Source organism: Pseudomonas sp. NY15354, assembly GCF_048068075.1.
Classification (GTDB): domain Bacteria; phylum Pseudomonadota; class Gammaproteobacteria; order Pseudomonadales; family Pseudomonadaceae; genus Aquipseudomonas; species Aquipseudomonas guariconensis_C.
This window is the reverse complement of the sequence record NZ_JBLUPV010000010.1, coordinates 63089-80486: the sequence shown is the minus strand read 5'-3', so window position 1 is coordinate 80486 and position 17398 is coordinate 63089. Positions and strand designations below refer to the sequence as shown.

Genomic DNA, 17398 nt, shown 5'->3' with positions numbered 1-17398 from the left:
GGTCAGTTCAGGTGGCGGCCCAGGCGGGCTTCCAGGTGTTTCAGGGCTCGACGGACGATCTCGACGATCACCAGGTAGAGCACCGCGGCCCACAGGTAGATCTGGAAGTCGAAGCTGCGCGAGAAGGCCAGCTTGGTCACCCCCATCAGGTCATAGATGGTCACCAGCGAGGCGATGGCGCTGGCCTTGATCATCAGGATCAGCTCATTGCCCAGCGGGCCGATGGCCACCAGCAGCGATTGCGGCAGGATCACCTTGAAGAAGGTGGTCGAGCGCTTGAGGCTCAAGGCCCGCGCCGCTTCGTATTGGCCGGGGGCCACGGCCATCAGGCTGCCGCGGAAGATCTCCGCCTGGTAGGCGGCGGTGTTCAAGGTGAAGGCCAGCAGCGTGCAGTACCAGGCTTCGCGGAAGAACCACCACAGGCCCATGTCCTGCCAGAAGCCCTTGAGCGAGCCCAGGCCGTAGTACAGCAAGAACAGCTGTGCGAGCAGCGGGGAGCCGCGGAAGAAGTACACGTAGCCTGCCGACAGGCGCTGCAGCACGCGGCTGTGCGACATGCGCGCCAAGGCCAGCAGCAGCCCAAGCACCGCGCCCAGGCTGAAGGAGATCGCCACCAGCTTGGCAGTCACCAGCAGGCCGTCGATGAAGCGTGCGCCGTAGCGGTCAAGCAGGTCGGGGTCGAGCACCATGGCCAGCAATTGTTCGAAGCTCATGCCCGTGCTCCTTGCAGGTGACGGTTGCAGCGTCGTTCGATGAAGGCGAACACCCGGCCCGAGAGCGCCGAGAACAGCAGGTAGCCCAGGCAGGCGACGCCATAGAAGAACATCGGCTCCTTGGTGACACTGACCGCCAGGTTGGTCTGGCGCATCAGGTCGACCAACGAGATGGTCGACACCAGCGAGGTGTCCTTGAGCAAGGACAGCCAGTTGTTGGACAGCCCCGGCAGGGCGATGCGGGTCAGTTGTGGCAGCACCACCTTGAAGAATCCGGTGCGCTTGCTAAGGCCCAGGGCCGAGCAGGCTTCCAGCTGGCCCTTGGGCAGGGTCTTGAAGGCGGCCAGCCAGATTTCGCTGGAAAACGCGGCGAACACCAGGCTGAAGGCGATCATCGCGGCGAGGAAGGTGTTGATCAGCACCTCGCCTTCATAGCCTATTGCCGCCAGCAGCTTCTGTGCGGCGATCTGGCAGCCGTAATAGATGATCAGCAGTGTCAGCAACTCCGGCAGGCCGCGAAACACCGTGGAGAAACTGGTCGCCCAGGCGCGCGCGGCCCGTTTGCGCGAGCGCGCGGCGAGGGCCACGAGCAGGCCCAGCGGCAGGCCGATCGGCAGGCAGGCCAGAGCCAGTGACAGGGTCACCAGGGCGCCGGCGAGCAACGCCTGGCCCCAGCCCCCGCTGGCGAAGGACAGCAGAGACAGTTGATCGAGCATGGAGGAGGCTCCTCAGCTACATCGATATCGAAAGGCAACAGTGGCCCTGTGGAAGCGGGCGAACCCGCTGCCACTGGTGTCAGGTCAGTTGTAGATGTCGAAGGCGAAGTACTTGCTGGCGATCTTCTGGTAGGTGCCGTTGGCGACGATCTCGCCCAGCGCCTTGTTCAGGCGCTCGCGCAGGGCCTCGTCGTCCTTGCGCACAGCGATGGCGGCGTCGGCCTTGGTGCCGTTGACGTCGCCCAGGACCTTGCAGCAGTCCTGGCCGTTCTTGTTCATCCACTCGTGCAGCGGGAACTTGTCGGCGATCACCCCGTCCAGGCGGCCGGCTGCCAAGTCGGCGTTGGCTTCGTCCATGGTCGGGTAGAGCTTCACGTCGGCACCGGCCTTGGCGTAGACATCCTCGGCGTAGATCGCTTGGGTGGAGGAGGACTGGGCGCCGACGGTGTAGCCCTTGAAGTCGGCCTGGGCGTCCTTGATCGGGCTGTCCTTGGCCACTGCGACGGTCAACGGGGTGCGGTAGTAGTGGTTGGTGAACGCGATCTTCTTGCGTCGCTCCTCGGTGTCGATCATCGAGGCGACCACGGCGTCGTATTTGCGGGCCATCAGGGCCGGGATGATGCCTTCCCAGTCCTGGGCCACCAGGGTGCATTCGACTTTCATCTGCGCGCACAGGGCGTTGGTGATGTCGATGTCGAAACCATGCAGCTTGTTATCGGCATCGACATAGTTGAAGGGAGGGTAGGCGCCCTCGGTCGCGAAGCGCAGGGTCTCGGCGCTGGCCGCGCCGGCCAGCAACAGGGCACACGCACCCACCACGGACATGGTCTTTTTCATCTAACACCTCTGTACTTGCACTCTTGCTATTGTTGTTTTCCCGTTGGCCACGAGGTGTAGCCGACGAATTCGTTATGTAGAGCGGCAGTTGCTTCCAAGCGTCTTTCAACATCAGGCCCCAGCTTCCTGCAGACCTCGTTGACCATCAGGTGCACCCACGACAGCATCGCCGAGGTGGACTCCCAGAAGAGGTTGAATTCGGTGGGGATGCGGAACACCTCGTCGGCGTTGGCATCGGCCCAGTCACAGAAGGTGTCGGTCACCAGGGTGACCGGGATGCCCGCCTGACGCGCCTTGCTGCACAGCAGCAGGGCATGGCGGGAGTAACGGCGCGCCTCGAACACCACCAGGGCGCTGTCTTCGGCACGGCCCAGCAGCACATCGCCAAAATGCCCGGCGCTGCCGTCGACCAGTTGCACGCCATCGCGCAGGTACTGCAGCAGGTGGCTCATGCACATGGCCACGCCGCGCTCGGTCTGGAAACCTGCGATGAACACCCGGCGTTTGCTCGCCAGGCGCTGGGCCACCTGTTGCCAGGCCTGGCTGCGGCGGTATTCGTGAACACGCACCAGGGCGGCGATTTCAAGCTCCAGGCTGCCGGAGCTCTCGCTGTCGTCCTCGCCTTGGCGGTACTCTTGCAGGCGATCCCCCACCAGCCAGGGGCCATCACCCAGGTCGTTCTGCAGGTCTTGCTTGAGCGCCTTGAGGTGGGCATAACCCAGGGAGCGACAGAAACGGCCGACGCTGGATTCGCTGACACCGAGCTTGGTCGCGATGCTGGCCGAGGTCTGGAATGGCAACTCGTGCAGGTTGGCGAGCATGTAGCTGGCGATCTTGCGGCCCGAGGCTGCAGCGCTCTGCAGGCTGGTCTCCAGGCGTTGCTTGATCGGTTGGCTCATGGTCGACTCCGGGGGTGGGTGAGGCTTGCGATAGAAAATGGATGTTTTCTGTCATCAAGTCAACAATTGACAGATAGCTGTCATTCGCGGGATAAGTTTTGCCCTTGCTTACGCTGTAGCCATTCCACTTCCAAGAAGTACAAGAACAGGAGCTCCAGATGTCCGCACCTTCCACAAGCCCTGTCGTGCGCGTGCCTTTCGCCGAGCTGCAGGCGCTGTTGCAATGCATCCTGCAACGTCACGGCTGTGCCGAGCCGGTCGCCGCGGCGCTGGCCTACAACTGCGCCAGTGCCCAGCGTGATGGCGCCCATAGCCATGGCGTGTTTCGTATTCCCGGTTATGTCTCGACCCTGGCCAGTGGTTGGGTCAATGGGCGTGCCGAGCCTCAAGTGAGCGATGTTGCCCCGGGCTATGTCCGGGTCGACGCCGGTGGTGGCTTTGCCCAGCCGGCCTTGGCCGCGGCCCGTCCATTGCTGGTGGAGAAAGCGCGTAACGCCGGCATCGCCGTGCTGGCGATTCATAATTCGCACCACTTCGCGGCCCTCTGGCCGGATGTGGAGCCCTTCGCCGACGAAGGGCTGGTGGCCTTGAGCGTGGTCAACAGCATGACCTGCGTGGTGCCCCATGGCGCACGCAAGCCGCTGTTCGGCACCAACCCGATCGCCTTTGCTGCACCGTGCGCCGGGCATGACCCGATCGTCTTCGACATGGCCACCAGCGCCATGGCCCATGGCGATGTGCAGATCGCCGCGCGGGCTGGCGAGCAACTGCCGCCGGGCATGGGCGTGGATGCCCAGGGACAGCCGACCTGTGACCCCAAGGCAATTCTCGAAGGTGGCGCGCTGCTGCCGTTTGGCGGGCACAAGGGCTCGGCGCTGTCGATGATGGTCGAGTTGTTGGCCGCGGCACTCACGGGTGGGCATTTCTCCTGGGAGTTCGACTGGTCCGGACATCCGGGGGCGAAGACGCCGTGGACAGGACAGCTGATCATCGTCATCGACCCGACCAAGGCCGAAGGGCAACGCTTTGCCCAGCGCAGCCGAGCGCTGGTCGATCACATGCAGGAAGCGGGGCTGACGCGCATGCCAGGGGAGCGGCGCTACCGTGAGCGCGAGGTGGCGCAGCGTGAAGGGGTGGCGCTGACCGAGCAGGAGTTGCAGGGGCTCAGGGCGTTGGCGGACTGAACGCGTCCGGGCCTGCCTTCGCGGATAGAACCGCCGCTTTCACATGGCTTGCGCAGGCCCTTGTGGGAGCGGGTTTACCCGCGAAACGGGCAGCGCTGATGCCGAGTCAAAGGTGCGGGCCAGGCCTCCGTGCAAGGCTGCATTGAACGCCTTGCACATCAGTGATGTTTCTCACGCCTCACTGAGGGTATTCTCGGGGCAGCATTTCCCGAACTGACCTGATCCAAGGAGCTGTGCGCTGTGTTCAAACATGTCGATGCCTATGCCGGCGACCCGATTCTCTCGCTGATGGAGACCTTCAAGGCCGACCCCCGTGCTGACAAGGTCAACCTGAGTATCGGCCTGTACTACGATGAAGCCGGCGTGGTGCCGCAACTGGCGGCAGTGGGCGAGGTGGAAAAGCGCCTGGCCGATCAGCCCCACGAAGCCTCGCTGTACCTGCCGATGGAAGGCTTGGCCAGCTATCGCCAGGCGATTCAGGCTCTGCTGTTCGGCGCCGATCATCCGGCCGTGACCGGCGCTCGCGTGGCGACCGTGCAGACCGTCGGCGGCTCCGGCGCGCTGAAGGTCGGCGCCGACTTCCTCAAGCGCTACTTCCCGCAGTCCGAGGTCTGGGTGAGCAACCCGACCTGGGACAACCACCGCGCGATCTTCGAAGGCGCGGGCTTCAAGGTCCATACCTACCCGTACTTCGACCCGACCACCCGTGGCGTGGACTTCGCCGGCATGCTGGCGTGCCTGCAAGGCCTGGCGCAGAACAGCATCGTCCTGTTGCACCCGTGCTGCCACAACCCCACCGGCGTCGACCTGGACCAGAACCAGTGGCAGCAAGTGGTTGAAGTGGTCAAGGCACGTCAGTTGATTCCATTCCTCGACATCGCCTACCAGGGCTTCGGCGAAGGCCTGGTGGAAGACGCTTACGCGATCCGCGAGATGGCCCGTGCCGGCGTGCCGTGCCTGGTCAGCAACTCGTTCTCGAAGATCTTCTCGCTGTACGGCGAGCGAGTAGGGGGCCTGTCGGTGGTCTGCGATGATGAAGCCACCACCGCAAGCGTGCTGGGCCAGCTCAAGGCCACCGTGCGTCGCAACTACTCCAGCCCACCCTGCCATGGTGCGCAACTGGTGGCCGGCGTGCTGGGCGACGCCGAACTCAACGCCCAATGGGTGGCCGAGGTCGAGGTGATGCGCAAGCGTATCCTCGACATGCGCCAGGGCTTGGTTGACCTGCTGGGCGAGCTGTTGCCGGGCCAGGACTTCCAGTTCTTCCTGCGTCAGCGTGGCATGTTCAGCTACACCGGGTTCAGCGTTGCCCAAGTACGACGTCTGCGCGATGAGTTCGGCGTGTACCTGATCGACAGCGGTCGGGTGTGCATGTCGGGCCTGCGCCCGGCCAACCTGCGCCGGGTGGCAGAGGCGTTCGCGGCCGTTCATTCGGCTTGATACTGCTGGGGCCGCGTCGCGGCCCTTTCGCGGCACAAGGCCGCTCCTACAGGTACTGCGCAAACTCAAGCGCGCGCTGCTCCTGTAGGGGCGGCCTTGTGCCGTGAAAGGGATGCAAAGCAGCCGCAAAAACCTCAAGGTGCAACTCGTTCTGTCTAAAGGTGCAGCCGGCCAGCGGATAATTCTTACATTAAAGGTGCAACCGTCCGTAGGGCGGGGCTATGCAAGTGCAACCCAATCAGCGCACAATCGCGCCCCTCTTTTCGGTTGAGGTGTGCGAGGCCTTCTGTTTCGCCGCTCTCAGCCTGTTGCAGTCTTGCGAGTGGAGTTGCACCCGGAATGAATGAGCAGGCCCCAAGCGTTGAACAACGCTTCGAAGAATCGACCCCCGCCACCCTCGGCAGTTGGTCGCGACAAGACACCACCTGGATGCTGGGCCTGTTCGGCACGGCGATCGGCGCCGGAACTTTGTTCCTGCCGATCAATGCCGGCCTTGGCGGCTTCTGGCCGCTGCTGATCCTGGCTGTGCTGGCCTTCCCGATGACCTACTATGCCCACCGCGGGCTGACCCGTTTCGTTCTCTCCGGGCGCAGTGGCGACATCACCGAGGTGGTCGAGGAGCACTTCGGCATCAAGGCCGGCGCGCTGATCACCGTGCTGTACTTCTTCGCCATCTTCCCGATCCTGCTCATCTACAGCGTCGCCCTGACCAACACCGTCAGCAGCTTCATGGAGCATCAGTTGCACATGACCCCGCCACCGCGGGCGCTGCTGTCGTTCCTGCTGATCTTTGGCTTACTGCTGATCGTGCGCTGTGGCGAACAGGCCACGGTCAAGGTCATGAGCCTGTTGGTGTACCCGTTCATCGTCGCCCTGGCGCTGCTGGCCCTGTACCTGGTGCCGCACTGGAATGGCGGTATCCTCGACAGCGCCGGCCAACTGCCATCGGGCTCGGCCTTCCTGCACACCATGTGGCTGGCGATCCCGGTGATGGTGTTCTCCTTCAACCACTCGCCGATCATCTCGGCCTTCGCGGTCGACCAGAAGCGCCGCTACGGCGAGCACGCCGATGAGCGCAGCGGCCAGATTTTGGCCCGCGCGCACCTGCTGATGGTGGCGATGGTGCTGTTCTTCGTGTTCAGCTGCGTGCTGACCCTCAGCAGCGCCCAGCTCGCCGAGGCCAAGGCGCAGAACCTGTCGATCCTGTCCTATCTGGCCAACCACTTCAGCAACCCGGCCATCGCCTTCGCCGCACCTCTGATCGCCTTCATCGCCATCGCCAAGTCGTTCCTGGGCCATTACATCGGTGCCAGCGAAGGCCTCAAGGGCATCATCGGCAAGACCGGCCTGCGCCCGGGTGCCAAGGCCATGGATCGCGTGGTCGCTGCCCTGATGCTGGTGGTGTGCTGGATCGTCGCTACCTTGAACCCGAGCATCCTGGGCATGATCGAGTCCCTTGGCGGCCCGATCATCGCCGCGCTGCTGTTCCTGATGCCGATGTACGCCATCCGCCGCGTGCCATCGATGCGCAAGTACAGCGGGGCGATGTCCAACGTCTTCGTCGTGGTGCTGGGCCTGGTGGCCATGTCCTCGGTGGTCTATTCGGTGGTCGATAGCCTGCTGGGCTGATCCAACGCCGTTGCATAAAGAGAAAGGCCCGAATGGTTTGTCGTCATTTGGGCCTTTTTTTGTCCACAATAAATGCCTGGAAATAGAACAATTTAACTTTTCCCATAGGCACTTGCGCGCCTTCATGCTTAACTCAGTGTCCTTTTCAAAACCCCGCATAAGGATTTCGTCATGGCTCAAGTGACTCTCAAAGGCAACCCGGTCCAGGTCAAAGGTAATCTGCCGCAGGTCGGCGCCCAGGCACCGGCGTTCTCTCTGGTCGGTGAAGGCCTGGCCGACACGTCGCTGCAGAACTACGCCGGCAAGCGCAAGGTGCTGAACATCTTCCCAAGCGTCGACACCCCGACCTGCGCCACCTCCGTGCGCAAGTTCAACGCCCAGGCCAACGACGTGGCCAATACCGTGGTGCTGTGCATCTCGGCTGACCTGCCGTTCGCCCAGGCGCGTTTCTGCGGTGCCGAAGGCCTGGAGAACGTGAAGAACCTGTCGACCCTGCGTGGTCGCGAGTTCCTCGAGAACTACGGCGTGGCCATCGCCGACGGTCCCCTGGCCGGTCTGGCTGCCCGCGCGGTGGTGGTGCTGGATGAGAACGACAAGGTCCTGCACAGCGAGCTGGTTGGCGAAATCGCCGATGAGCCAAACTACGAGGCGGCGCTGGCTGTCCTGAAGTAAGTGTGTCGGAGCCGCGAAGCGGCTCCCTCGGTCACACGCTGTAACGGCCTGGAGCGATCTCCAGGCCGTTTTCATTTAAAGTTCAGCATCTTGGCAGCGTAAGGCGAAGGTAAATGCCTGGTAAAGGTCCTTTGCTAATACGGTGTCAGTGCTTATCGTTCATCCTCCCCAGTCGTCATTTCCTGAACAAGGTTCGTTCAACCCATGCAATCTTCCGTTTCTCGTTCCCCTCGTCGCTGGCTCGTTGGCCTGCTGATCCTGCTGCTGGTGGCCCTGCTGGCCTGGTGGCTGTGGCCTGCAGCCACGCCCCACACGGCGAAGCCAGGCGGGCGGCCCGGCAAAGGCATGGGTATGGGCATGGGGCGGCCGGGGTTCGGTGGCTCCAGCGATCCGGTACCGGTGCGCGTCGAGCCGGTGCATGTGGGCGATTTCCCGCTGTACTACAAGGCCTTGGGCACAGTGACGGCGACCAATACCGTCAACGTCCGCAGCCGGGTGGCCGGTGAGTTGGTCAAGATCCACTTCAAGGAAGGCCAGCAGGTCAAGGCTGGCGACCTGCTCGCCGAAATCGACCCACGCCCTTATCGCATTGCCTTGCAGCAGGCAGAAGGCACCCTGGCGCAGAACCAGGCCCAGTTGAAGAACGCCCAGGTGGATCTGGCCCGTTACAAAGGCCTGTATGCAGAAGACAGCATCGCCAAGCAGACCCTGGACACCGCCGAGGCCCAGGTCGCGCAGTTCCAGGGGTTGGTCAAGACCAACCAGGCGCAGGTCAACGACGCCCGCCTGAACCTCGATTTCACGCAGATCCGCGCGCCTATCAATGGCCGGGTCGGCCTGCGCCAGCTCGACCTGGGCAACCTGGTGGCCGCCAATGACACCACCGCCCTGGTGGTGATCACCCAGACCGAGCCGATCAGCGTGGCCTTCACTCTGCCGGAGACCGAGCTCTCCACCGTGCTCGAGCGCTACCGCAGTGGCGCGAGCCTTCCGGTCGAAGCCTGGGACCGCAGCGACAGCAAGCTGCAGTCCACCGGTGTGCTGGGCAGCCTGGACAACCAGATCGATACCACCACCGGCACGCTGAAGTTCAAAGCCCGCTTCGATAACAAGGACCAGGCCCTGTTCCCCAACCAGTTCGTCAACGTGCGCCTTCTGGCCGACACCCTCAAGCAGGTGCTCTTGGCGCCGGCCGCGGCCATCCAGTTCGGCAATGACGGCACCTTCGCCTATGTGGTCAATGCCCAGAACACGGTCAACATCCGCAAGCTCAAGGTCGGTGCCAGCGACGGCGAGCAGAGCGTGGTGCTCGACGGCCTGGCCGCAGGCGATCGCCTGGTCCTCGAAGGCACCGACCGCCTGCGCGAAGGCAGCAAGGTGGACGTGGTGGAGGACAGCTCCCAGGTGCCGACCACGCCTGGCCAGCAACTCCAGGGCCAGGACGCCAAGGGTTCGGCCCAGGCGGGTGAGTCGGGCAAGGCGGGCGCATGAACCTCTCGCGCCTGTTCATCCTTCGCCCGGTTGCCACCACGCTGAGCATGCTGGCCATCGTGCTGGCCGGCCTGATCGCCTACAAGCTGCTGCCGGTCGCGGCCTTGCCCCAGGTCGATTACCCGACGATCCGCGTCATGACCCTGTATCCCGGCGCCAGTCCTCAAGTCATGACCAGCGCGGTCACTGCGCCCCTGGAGCGCCAGTTCGGGCAGATGCCGGGCCTGACCCAGATGGCATCGACCAGCTCCGGCGGCGCCTCGGTGCTGACCCTGCGTTTCAACCTCGACATGAACATGGATGTCGCCGAGCAACAGGTCCAGGCAGCGATCAACGCTGCCACCAACCTGCTGCCTAGCGACCTGCCGGCGCCGCCGGTGTACAACAAGGTCAACCCGGCCGATACCCCGGTGCTGACCTTGGCCATTTCCTCCAAGACCATGCCGCTGCCCAAGCTCAATGACCTGGTCGATACCCGGGTGGCGCAGAAGATTGCCCAGATCAGCGGAGTGGGCATGGTCAGCATCGCCGGCGGACAGCGCCAGGCGGTGCGCATCAAGGTCAACGTCGATGCGCTGGCCGCCAACGGCCTGAACCTGGACGACGTACGTACACTGATCGGCGCTTCCAACGTCAACCAGCCCAAGGGCAACTTCGATGGTCCGACGCGGGTCTCGATGCTCGACGCCAACGACCAACTGCGCTCGCCCGCCGAGTACGCCAACCTTATCCTGGCCTACAACAACGGCGCCCCCCTGCGCCTGAAGGATGTCGCCGAGATCGTCGACGGCGCCGAGAACGAGCGCCTGGCGGCCTGGGCCAACGAGAACCAGGCGGTGCTCCTGAACATCCAGCGCCAGCCGGGGGCCAACGTCATCGAAGTGGTCGACCTGATCAAAGAGATGCTGCCCTCGATCACCGACAACCTGCCGGCCGGCCTGGATGTTACCGTCCTCACCGACCGGACCCAGACCATTCGTGCGGCGGTCAAGGACGTGCAGCACGAGCTGTTGATCGCCATCGCCCTGGTAGTGATGGTCACATTCGTGTTCCTGCGCCGATTCAGCGCCACTATCATTCCGTCGATCGCCGTGCCGCTGTCGCTGATCGGCACCTTCGGCGTGATGTACCTGGCCGGTTTCTCGGTCAACAACCTCACGCTGATGGCCTTGACCATTGCCACGGGCTTCGTGGTGGACGATGCCATCGTCATGCTGGAGAACATCTCCCGGCATATCGAGGAGGGCGAAACGCCGATGCAGGCGGCCCTCAAGGGTGCCCGTCAGATCGGTTTCACCCTGGTCTCGCTGACCTTCTCGCTGATCGCGGTGTTGATCCCGCTGCTGTTCATGGCCGACGTGGTCGGGCGGCTGTTCCGCGAGTTCGCCATCACCCTGGCGGTGGCGATCCTGATTTCCCTGGTGGTGTCCCTGACCCTGACCCCGATGATGTGCGCGCGGCTGCTCAAGCGCGAACCCAAGGAGCAAGAGCAGGGGCGTTTCTACCGTGCCAGCGGTGCCTGGATCGATTGGCTGATCGAGCACTATGGACGAGGCCTGCAGTGGGTGCTCAAGCACCAGCCGCTGACCTTGCTGGTAGCCGTGGCCAGCCTGGTGCTGACGGTGTTCTTGTACATCATCGTGCCCAAGGGGTTCTTCCCGGCGCAGGATACCGGCGTGATCCAGGGGATCTCCGAGGCGCCCCAGTCCACCTCGTTCGCCGCCATGAGCGAGCGTCAGCAAGCGCTGAGCAAGGTGATCCTCAAGGATCCGGCGGTGCAGAGCCTGTCGTCCTACATTGGCGTCGATGGCGATAACGCCACGCTCAACAGCGGCCGTCTGCTGATCAACCTCAAGCCGCACGGCGAGCGGGACGTCACGGCCAGCGAGGTCATCAACCGCTTGCAGCCGCAGCTCGACAAGCTGGTGGGGATCCGCCTGTTCATGCAGCCGGTGCAGGACCTGAGCATCGAAGATCGGGTCAGCCGTACCCAGTACCAGTTCAGCCTGTCGTCGCCTGATGCCGACTTGCTCGCCGAATGGAGCGGCAAGCTGGTCCAGGCCCTGCAGCAGCGCCCCGAACTGCAGGATGTGGCCAGCGACCTGCAGGACAAGGGCCTGCAGGTGTACCTGGTGATCGACCGCGACATGGCCAGCCGCCTGGGGATCAGCGTGTCGCAGATCACCAACGCCTTGTATGACGCCTTTGGCCAGCGACAGATCTCCACCATCTATACCCAGGCCAGCCAGTACCGCGTGGTGTTGCAGTCGCAGACGGCCTCCAGTATCGGCCCGCAGGCGCTGGAGTCGATCCACGTCAAGGCCACCGACGGCGGGCAGGTCCGCCTGTCGGCCCTGGCAAGGATCGAGCAGCGTCAGGCGCAACTGGCGATTTCCCATATCGGCCAGTTCCCGGCGGTGATGATGTCGTTCAATCTGGCCCATGGCGCTTCCCTGGGCGAGGCGGTCAAGGTCATCGAGCAGGTGCAGCAGGATATCGGCATGCCGCTGGGCGTGCAGACGCGCTTCCAGGGCGCCGCCGAAGCCTTCCAGGCATCGCTGTCGAGCACCTTGCTGCTGATTCTTGCCGCCGTCGTCACCATGTACATCGTGCTGGGCGTGCTGTACGAGAGCTACATCCACCCCGTGACCATTCTCTCGACCCTGCCATCGGCGGCGGTCGGTGCCTTGTTGGCCTTGATCCTGAGCGGCAACGACCTGGGGATGATCGCCATCATCGGCATCATCCTGCTGATCGGTATCGTCAAGAAGAACGCCATCATGATGATCGACTTCGCGTTGGAGGCCGAGCGCCATCAGGGCATGACTCCGCGCGATGCCATCTACCAGGCGGCATTGCTGCGCTTCCGGCCCATCCTCATGACCACCTTGGCGGCGCTGTTCGGCGCTGTGCCCTTGATGCTCGCCACCGGCTCCGGCGCCGAGCTGCGTCAGCCGCTGGGCCTGGTGATGGTGGGTGGCCTGTTGGTCAGCCAAGTACTGACGCTGTTCACCACGCCGGTCATCTACCTGTACTTCGATCGCCTGGCGCGCCGCTGGCGTCCGGCCACTGATGCGCAGCAGGCCCAGGCATGAACCTGTCCGGCCCGTTCATCCGCCGGCCAGTGGCGACCATGCTGCTGAGCCTGGCGATCATGCTCCTGGGTGGGGTGAGCTTTGGCTTGTTGCCAGTGTCGCCATTGCCGCAGATGGACTTCCCGGTGATCGTGGTGCAGGCCAACCTGCCAGGGGCCAGCCCTGAGGTGATGGCCGCCACCGTGGCCACGCCGCTGGAGCGCAAGCTTGGCAGTATCGCCGGGGTCACGACGTTGACCAGCAGTTCCAACCAGGGGTCGACCCGGGTGATCATCGGCTTCGACATGGGCCGGGACATCGATGGCGCGGCGCGGGAGGTTCAGGCGGCGATCAACGCCACTCGCAACCTGCTGCCCAGCGGCATGCGCAGCATGCCCACCTACAAGAAGATCAACCCGTCCCAGGCGCCGATCATGGTGCTGTCGCTGACCTCGGATGTGCTCTCCAAAGGCCAGCTCTACGACATGGCCGACACCATCCTGGCCCAGAGCCTGGCCCAGGTCAGCGGAGTAGGGGAGGTACAGATCGGCGGCAGCTCGTTGCCGGCGGTGCGCATCTCCGTGGAGCCCCAACTGCTCAACCAGTACGGCCTGTCCCTGGACGAAGTCCGCACGGCGGTGGCCAATGCCAACCAGCGCCGGCCCATGGGCTTCGTCGAAGATGCCGAGCGTAACTGGCAGGTGCGTGCCAATGACCAGCTCGAAACAGCCAAGGACTACGAGCCACTTGTAATCCGTCAGCAGGACGGCGCGATTTTGCGCCTGTCCGATGTGGCGAGCGTTACCGATGGCGTCGAGAACCGCTACAACAGCGGCTTCTTCAATGATCAGGCGGCGGTGCTGCTGGTGGTCAATCGCCAGACCGGCGCCAACATCATCCAGACCGTCGACGAGATCAAGGCCCAGTTGCCTGCTTTGCAATCGCTGCTGCCGGCCAGCGTCAAGTTGAACGTGGCCATGGACCGTTCGCCAGTGATCAAGGCCACCTTGAAGGAGGCCGAACACACCCTGTTGATCGCGGTGGTGCTGGTCATCCTGGTGGTGTACCTGTTCCTGGGCAACGTGCGTGCTTCGCTGATCCCCAGCCTGGCTGTGCCGGTCTCGCTGGTGGGGACCTTCGCGGTCATGTACCTGTGTGGGTTCTCGTTGAACAACCTGTCGTTGATGGCGTTGATCCTCGCCACCGGGCTGGTGGTGGACGATGCCATCGTGGTGCTGGAGAACATCTCCCGGCACATCGAGGACGGACAACCGCCCATGCGCGCGGCCTTCTTGGGCGCCAAGGAGGTGGGCTTCACCCTGCTGTCGATGAACGTTTCGCTGGTGGCGGTGTTCGTCTCGATCCTGTTCATGGGCGGCATCGTGCGTGGCCTGTTCCAGGAGTTCTCCATTACCCTGGCCGCGGCGATCCTGGTGTCGTTGCTGGTGTCGCTGACCCTCACGCCCATGCTCTGCTCACGCTGGCTCAAGCCCCATGCCCAGGAGCAGAACCGCCTGCAACGCTGGAGCGACCAGGTGCACCAGCGCATGGTCGCGGCCTACGACCGCAGCCTCGGCTGGGCGCTGCGTCACAAGCGTCTCACGCTGATCAGCCTGCTGGTGACCATCGGCGTCAATATCGCCCTGTACGTGGTGGTACCCAAGACCCTCATGCCCCAGCAGGATACCGGGCAGTTGCAGGGCTTCATCCGTGGCGACGACGGTCTGTCGTTCAGCGTGATGCAGCCTAAGATGGAGACCTACCGCCGCGCCTTGCTGGCCGATCCAGCGGTGGAGAGCGTGGCAGGTTTCATCGGCGGTAACAGCGGCACCAACAATGCCTTCGTGCTGGTGCGCCTCAAGCCCATCGGCGAGCGCAAGCTGTCGGCCCAGCAGGTGATCGAGCGCCTGCGCAAGGAGATGCCCAAGGTGCCTGGTGGGCGGCTGTTCCTGATGGCCGACCAGGACCTGCAACTGGGTGGAGGCGGGCGCGACCAGTCCACTTCTCAATATCTCTATACCTTGCAGAGCGGCGACCTTGGTGCGCTGCGTGAGTGGTTCCCCAAAGTGGTCGCAGCTTTGCGCGCGCTGCCTGAGCTGATCGCGATCGATGCCCGGGACGGTGCGGGCACCCAGCAGGTGACCTTGGTGGTGGACCGCGACCAGGCCAAGCGCCTGGGAATCGACATGGACATGGTCACCACGGTGCTCAACAACGCCTACAGCCAACGGCAGATCTCGACCATCTACGACAGCCTCAACCAGTACCAGGTAGTGCTCGAGATCAACCCCAGGTACGCCTGGGACCCCAGCACCCTGGAGCAGGTCCAGGTGATCACCGCCGACGGCGCGCGGGTGCCGCTGTCGAGTTTCGCCCGCTACGAGAACAGCCTGGCCAATGACCGTGTCAGCCACGAAGGGCAGTTCGCCTCCGAGGACATCGCCTTCGATGTCGCCGAAGGCTACAGCCCCGATCAGGCCATGGCCGCGGTGGAGCGCACGGTGGCCAAGCTCGGCCTGCCGGAGGAAGTGATCGCCAAGCTCGGCGGCACCGCCGATGCCTTCGCCAAGACCACCCAAGGCCAGCCGTTGATGATCCTCGGCGCCCTGGTGCTGGTGTACCTGGTGCTGGGGATCCTCTATGAGAGCTACATCCATCCGCTGACCATTCTTTCCACCTTGCCGTCGGCCGGTGTCGGTGCCTTGCTGGCGTTGTATGCCACCGGCGGCGAGTTCAGCCTGATCTCGCTGCTGGGCTTGTTCCTGCTGATCGGAGTGGTGAAGAAGAACGCGATCCTGATGATCGACCTGGCCTTGCAACTGGAGCGCAACGATGGCCTGAGCCCGGAGGAGTCCATCCGCCGTGCCTGCCTGCTGCGCTTGCGCCCGATCCTGATGACCACGCTGGCCGCCATCCTCGGCGCGCTGCCGCTGTTGCTCAGCCGCGCCGAGGGCGCCGAGATGCGTCAGCCCCTGGGCCTGACGATCATCGGTGGCCTGGTGTTCAGCCAGGTCCTGACCCTCTACACCACGCCTGTGGTCTACCTGTACCTCGACCGCCTGCGCCATCGGTTCAACCGCTGGCGTGGCGTGCGCACCGACGCCGCACTGGATACCCCGCTATGAACTTTGCCCAGACCCCACTCCACCGCGCCCTGAAGCTGCTGACCCGTGGGCGCGGCTCGCGCCTGGTCGGCGCTGGCCTGTGCGTTGCGCTGCTCAGCGCCTGTACCCTGAGCCCGGATTACCACCGCCCGACGCTTGCCACGCCAACGCAGTTCAAGCAGGCCGAGGGCTGGACCCAGGCCAACCCGTCCGATGCCATCGCCCGGGGTGCCTGGTGGGAAATCTACGGCGACACGGGGCTCAACGCCCTGGTCGAGGAGCTCAACCGCAACAACCAGACCGTGGCCCAATACGCGGCCCAGTACCGCCAGGCCCAGGCCTTGGTGCGCAGCAGCCGTGGCGCGTTGTTCCCAAGCCTGGACCTTTCGGTGGGCAAGACCCGCTCGGCCCAGGGCACCGGCAGCAGCAGTTCGAGCCTGTCGAACAACAGCAGCGGCATCCGCGATACCTACAATGCCCAGCTTGGCGTGAGCTGGGAGATCGATCTGTGGGGCAAGTTGCGCGAGGCGCTCAATGCCGATGAGGCCAGTGCACAGGCCAGCCTTGCGGACCTGGCGGCGATCCGCCTGAGCCTGCAGTCGGAGCTGGTGCAGAACTACCTGCAACTGCGGGTGATCGACGAGCAGAAGCGCCTGCTGGAGGCCACCGTGGCCGCTTACGCACGTTCGCTACGAATGAACGAAAACCAGTACCGCGCAGGCGTTGCCGGGCCCGATGCCGTGGCGCAGGCGCGTACCCAGCTCAAGAGCACCGAGGCCGACCTGATCGATCTGGCCTGGCAGCGCGCCCAGTGCGAGAACGCCATCGCCGTGCTGCTGGGCAAAGCGCCGGCGGACTTCGCCCTGGCCGATAGCAAGCGCATCCCGGGCTTGCCGCAGATCCCGGTATCGCTGCCTTCGCAGTTACTGGAGCGTCGGCCTGACATCGCTTCGGCCGAGCGCAATGTGATGGCCGCCAACGCCAACATTGGCGTGGCTCGCGCGGCGTATTTCCCGGACCTGAGCCTGAGCATGAGCGGTGGTTACTCCAGCAGCAGCTTCAGCAATTGGATCGAGCTGCCCAACCGCTACTGGTCGGTGGGGCCGTCGCTGGCCATGACCCTGTTCGATGCCGGTCGGCGCAGTGCCGAGGTGGATCGCACCGTGGCGGTGTACGACCAGACCGTGGCGCAGTACCGACAGACCGTGCTCGATGGCTTCAAGGAAGTCGAGAACTACCTGGTGCAGCTCAAGGTGTATGGGGATGAGGCCGTGGTGCGTCAGGAAGCCCTGGAAGCGGCCCGTGAATCGCTGCGCCTGACCGAAAACCAGTACCGCGCCGGGCTGATCGGCTACCTGGATGTGGTCAACGTCCAGACCACGGCGCTCAGCAACGAGCGCAGCGTCCTGACCTTGCTTCAGGGCAGGCTGGTGGCCAGCGTGCAGTTGATTGCCGCGTTGGGCGGTGGCTGGGATGCCCAGCAGGCGTTTGCCGAAGCGGATAAAACCCCATAACGACCGGCAGTCGGGCCAGATGTGTGGCGGTCAGGCATGTTTTTCCGCTCGGCGCCACCTCGTGTTTCGGGCAGTTCTGCCCTGTTGGACTGATGGATAAGCTGTTCAAAGCTTGAGCGCTTTCG

At 64.0% G+C, this 17398-nt stretch carries 12 protein-coding genes; 8 read left to right on the top strand and 4 right to left on the bottom strand.

What is annotated here, in order from left to right:
• Positions 1-2: 2 nt before the first annotated feature.
• The 4 genes from ACNFCH_RS12485 to ACNFCH_RS12470 all read right to left on the bottom strand — a co-directional run bounded on the left by ACNFCH_RS12485 (position 3) and on the right by ACNFCH_RS12470 (position 3165).
• Positions 3-713 carry an ABC transporter permease gene (locus ACNFCH_RS12485; protein ID WP_416742893.1) on the bottom strand — a complete coding sequence of 237 codons (711 nt, stop codon included), beginning with the start codon at positions 711-713 and terminating at the stop codon, positions 3-5.
• Positions 710-1429 (bottom strand): ABC transporter permease, encoded by a 720-nt coding sequence (locus ACNFCH_RS12480; RefSeq protein ID WP_416742892.1) that lies wholly within the window; start codon positions 1427-1429, stop codon positions 710-712. The genes ACNFCH_RS12485 and ACNFCH_RS12480 overlap by 4 nt, the downstream gene beginning before the upstream one ends.
• A gap of 84 nt (positions 1430-1513) precedes the next feature.
• Positions 1514-2266 carry a transporter substrate-binding domain-containing protein gene (locus tag ACNFCH_RS12475; protein WP_196161969.1) on the bottom strand — a complete coding sequence of 251 codons (753 nt, stop codon included), beginning with the start codon at positions 2264-2266 and terminating at the stop codon, positions 1514-1516.
• A 26-nt stretch (positions 2267-2292) separates the two neighbouring features.
• Positions 2293-3165: a MurR/RpiR family transcriptional regulator gene (locus ACNFCH_RS12470; protein ID WP_337158306.1), complete on the bottom strand. Its 873-nt coding sequence runs from the start codon at positions 3163-3165 to the stop codon at positions 2293-2295.
• Between the two features lie 158 nt (positions 3166-3323).
• Here ACNFCH_RS12470 and ACNFCH_RS12465 point away from each other — a divergent pair, with 158 nt between their 5' ends.
• The 8 genes from ACNFCH_RS12465 to ACNFCH_RS12430 all read left to right on the top strand — a co-directional run bounded on the left by ACNFCH_RS12465 (position 3324) and on the right by ACNFCH_RS12430 (position 17273).
• A complete protein-coding gene (locus ACNFCH_RS12465; protein WP_337158307.1) occupies positions 3324-4349 on the top strand; it encodes an Ldh family oxidoreductase in 1026 nt (341 codons plus the stop codon).
• Positions 4350-4589: 240 nt separating this feature from the next.
• Positions 4590-5789 carry an amino acid aminotransferase gene (locus ACNFCH_RS12460; protein ID WP_337158308.1) on the top strand — a complete coding sequence of 400 codons (1200 nt, stop codon included), beginning with the start codon at positions 4590-4592 and terminating at the stop codon, positions 5787-5789.
• Between the two features lie 339 nt (positions 5790-6128).
• Entirely contained in the window at positions 6129-7418 is a 1290-nt protein-coding gene (locus tag ACNFCH_RS12455) for a serine/threonine transporter (RefSeq protein ID WP_337158309.1), read from the top strand.
• Positions 7419-7589: 171 nt separating this feature from the next.
• Positions 7590-8090, top strand: a complete 501-nt coding sequence (gene tpx / locus ACNFCH_RS12450; RefSeq protein WP_070091110.1) for a thiol peroxidase — start codon at positions 7590-7592, stop codon at positions 8088-8090.
• A 204-nt stretch (positions 8091-8294) separates the two neighbouring features.
• Positions 8295-9581 carry an MdtA/MuxA family multidrug efflux RND transporter periplasmic adaptor subunit gene (locus tag ACNFCH_RS12445; protein ID WP_196161964.1) on the top strand — a complete coding sequence of 429 codons (1287 nt, stop codon included), beginning with the start codon at positions 8295-8297 and terminating at the stop codon, positions 9579-9581.
• The gene (locus tag ACNFCH_RS12440; protein WP_337158310.1) at positions 9578-12676 is read left to right on the top strand and encodes an MdtB/MuxB family multidrug efflux RND transporter permease subunit; all 3099 of its coding nucleotides are present in this window, start codon (positions 9578-9580) and stop codon (positions 12674-12676) included. The genes ACNFCH_RS12445 and ACNFCH_RS12440 overlap by 4 nt, the downstream gene beginning before the upstream one ends.
• On the top strand, positions 12673-15780 hold the full coding sequence (locus ACNFCH_RS12435) for an efflux RND transporter permease subunit (protein WP_337158311.1): 3108 nt from the start codon (positions 12673-12675) through the stop codon (positions 15778-15780). Before ACNFCH_RS12440 ends, ACNFCH_RS12435 begins: the two co-directional genes overlap by 4 nt.
• Positions 15777-17273 carry an efflux transporter outer membrane subunit gene (locus ACNFCH_RS12430; protein ID WP_337158312.1) on the top strand — a complete coding sequence of 499 codons (1497 nt, stop codon included), beginning with the start codon at positions 15777-15779 and terminating at the stop codon, positions 17271-17273. Before ACNFCH_RS12435 ends, ACNFCH_RS12430 begins: the two co-directional genes overlap by 4 nt.
• Positions 17274-17398 lie beyond the last annotated feature (125 nt).

What these genes read in the sequence shown, in the direction of transcription:
- ACNFCH_RS12485 (WP_416742893.1), bottom strand. Translation starts at nt 713, where the DNA reads ATGAGCTTCGAACAATTGCTGGCCATGGTGCTCGACCCCGACCTGCTT.
- ACNFCH_RS12480 (WP_416742892.1), bottom strand. Translation starts at nt 1,429, where the DNA reads ATGCTCGATCAACTGTCTCTGCTGTCCTTCGCCAGCGGGGGCTGGGGC.
- ACNFCH_RS12475 (WP_196161969.1), bottom strand. Translation starts at nt 2,266, where the DNA reads ATGAAAAAGACCATGTCCGTGGTGGGTGCGTGTGCCCTGTTGCTGGCC.
- ACNFCH_RS12470 (WP_337158306.1), bottom strand. Translation starts at nt 3,165, where the DNA reads ATGAGCCAACCGATCAAGCAACGCCTGGAGACCAGCCTGCAGAGCGCT.
- ACNFCH_RS12465 (WP_337158307.1), top strand. Translation starts at nt 3,324, where the DNA reads ATGTCCGCACCTTCCACAAGCCCTGTCGTGCGCGTGCCTTTCGCCGAG.
- ACNFCH_RS12455 (WP_337158309.1), top strand. Translation starts at nt 6,129, where the DNA reads ATGAATGAGCAGGCCCCAAGCGTTGAACAACGCTTCGAAGAATCGACC.
- tpx (WP_070091110.1), top strand. Translation starts at nt 7,590, where the DNA reads ATGGCTCAAGTGACTCTCAAAGGCAACCCGGTCCAGGTCAAAGGTAAT.
- ACNFCH_RS12445 (WP_196161964.1), top strand. Translation starts at nt 8,295, where the DNA reads ATGCAATCTTCCGTTTCTCGTTCCCCTCGTCGCTGGCTCGTTGGCCTG.
- ACNFCH_RS12440 (WP_337158310.1), top strand. Translation starts at nt 9,578, where the DNA reads ATGAACCTCTCGCGCCTGTTCATCCTTCGCCCGGTTGCCACCACGCTG.
- ACNFCH_RS12435 (WP_337158311.1), top strand. Translation starts at nt 12,673, where the DNA reads ATGAACCTGTCCGGCCCGTTCATCCGCCGGCCAGTGGCGACCATGCTG.
- ACNFCH_RS12430 (WP_337158312.1), top strand. Translation starts at nt 15,777, where the DNA reads ATGAACTTTGCCCAGACCCCACTCCACCGCGCCCTGAAGCTGCTGACC.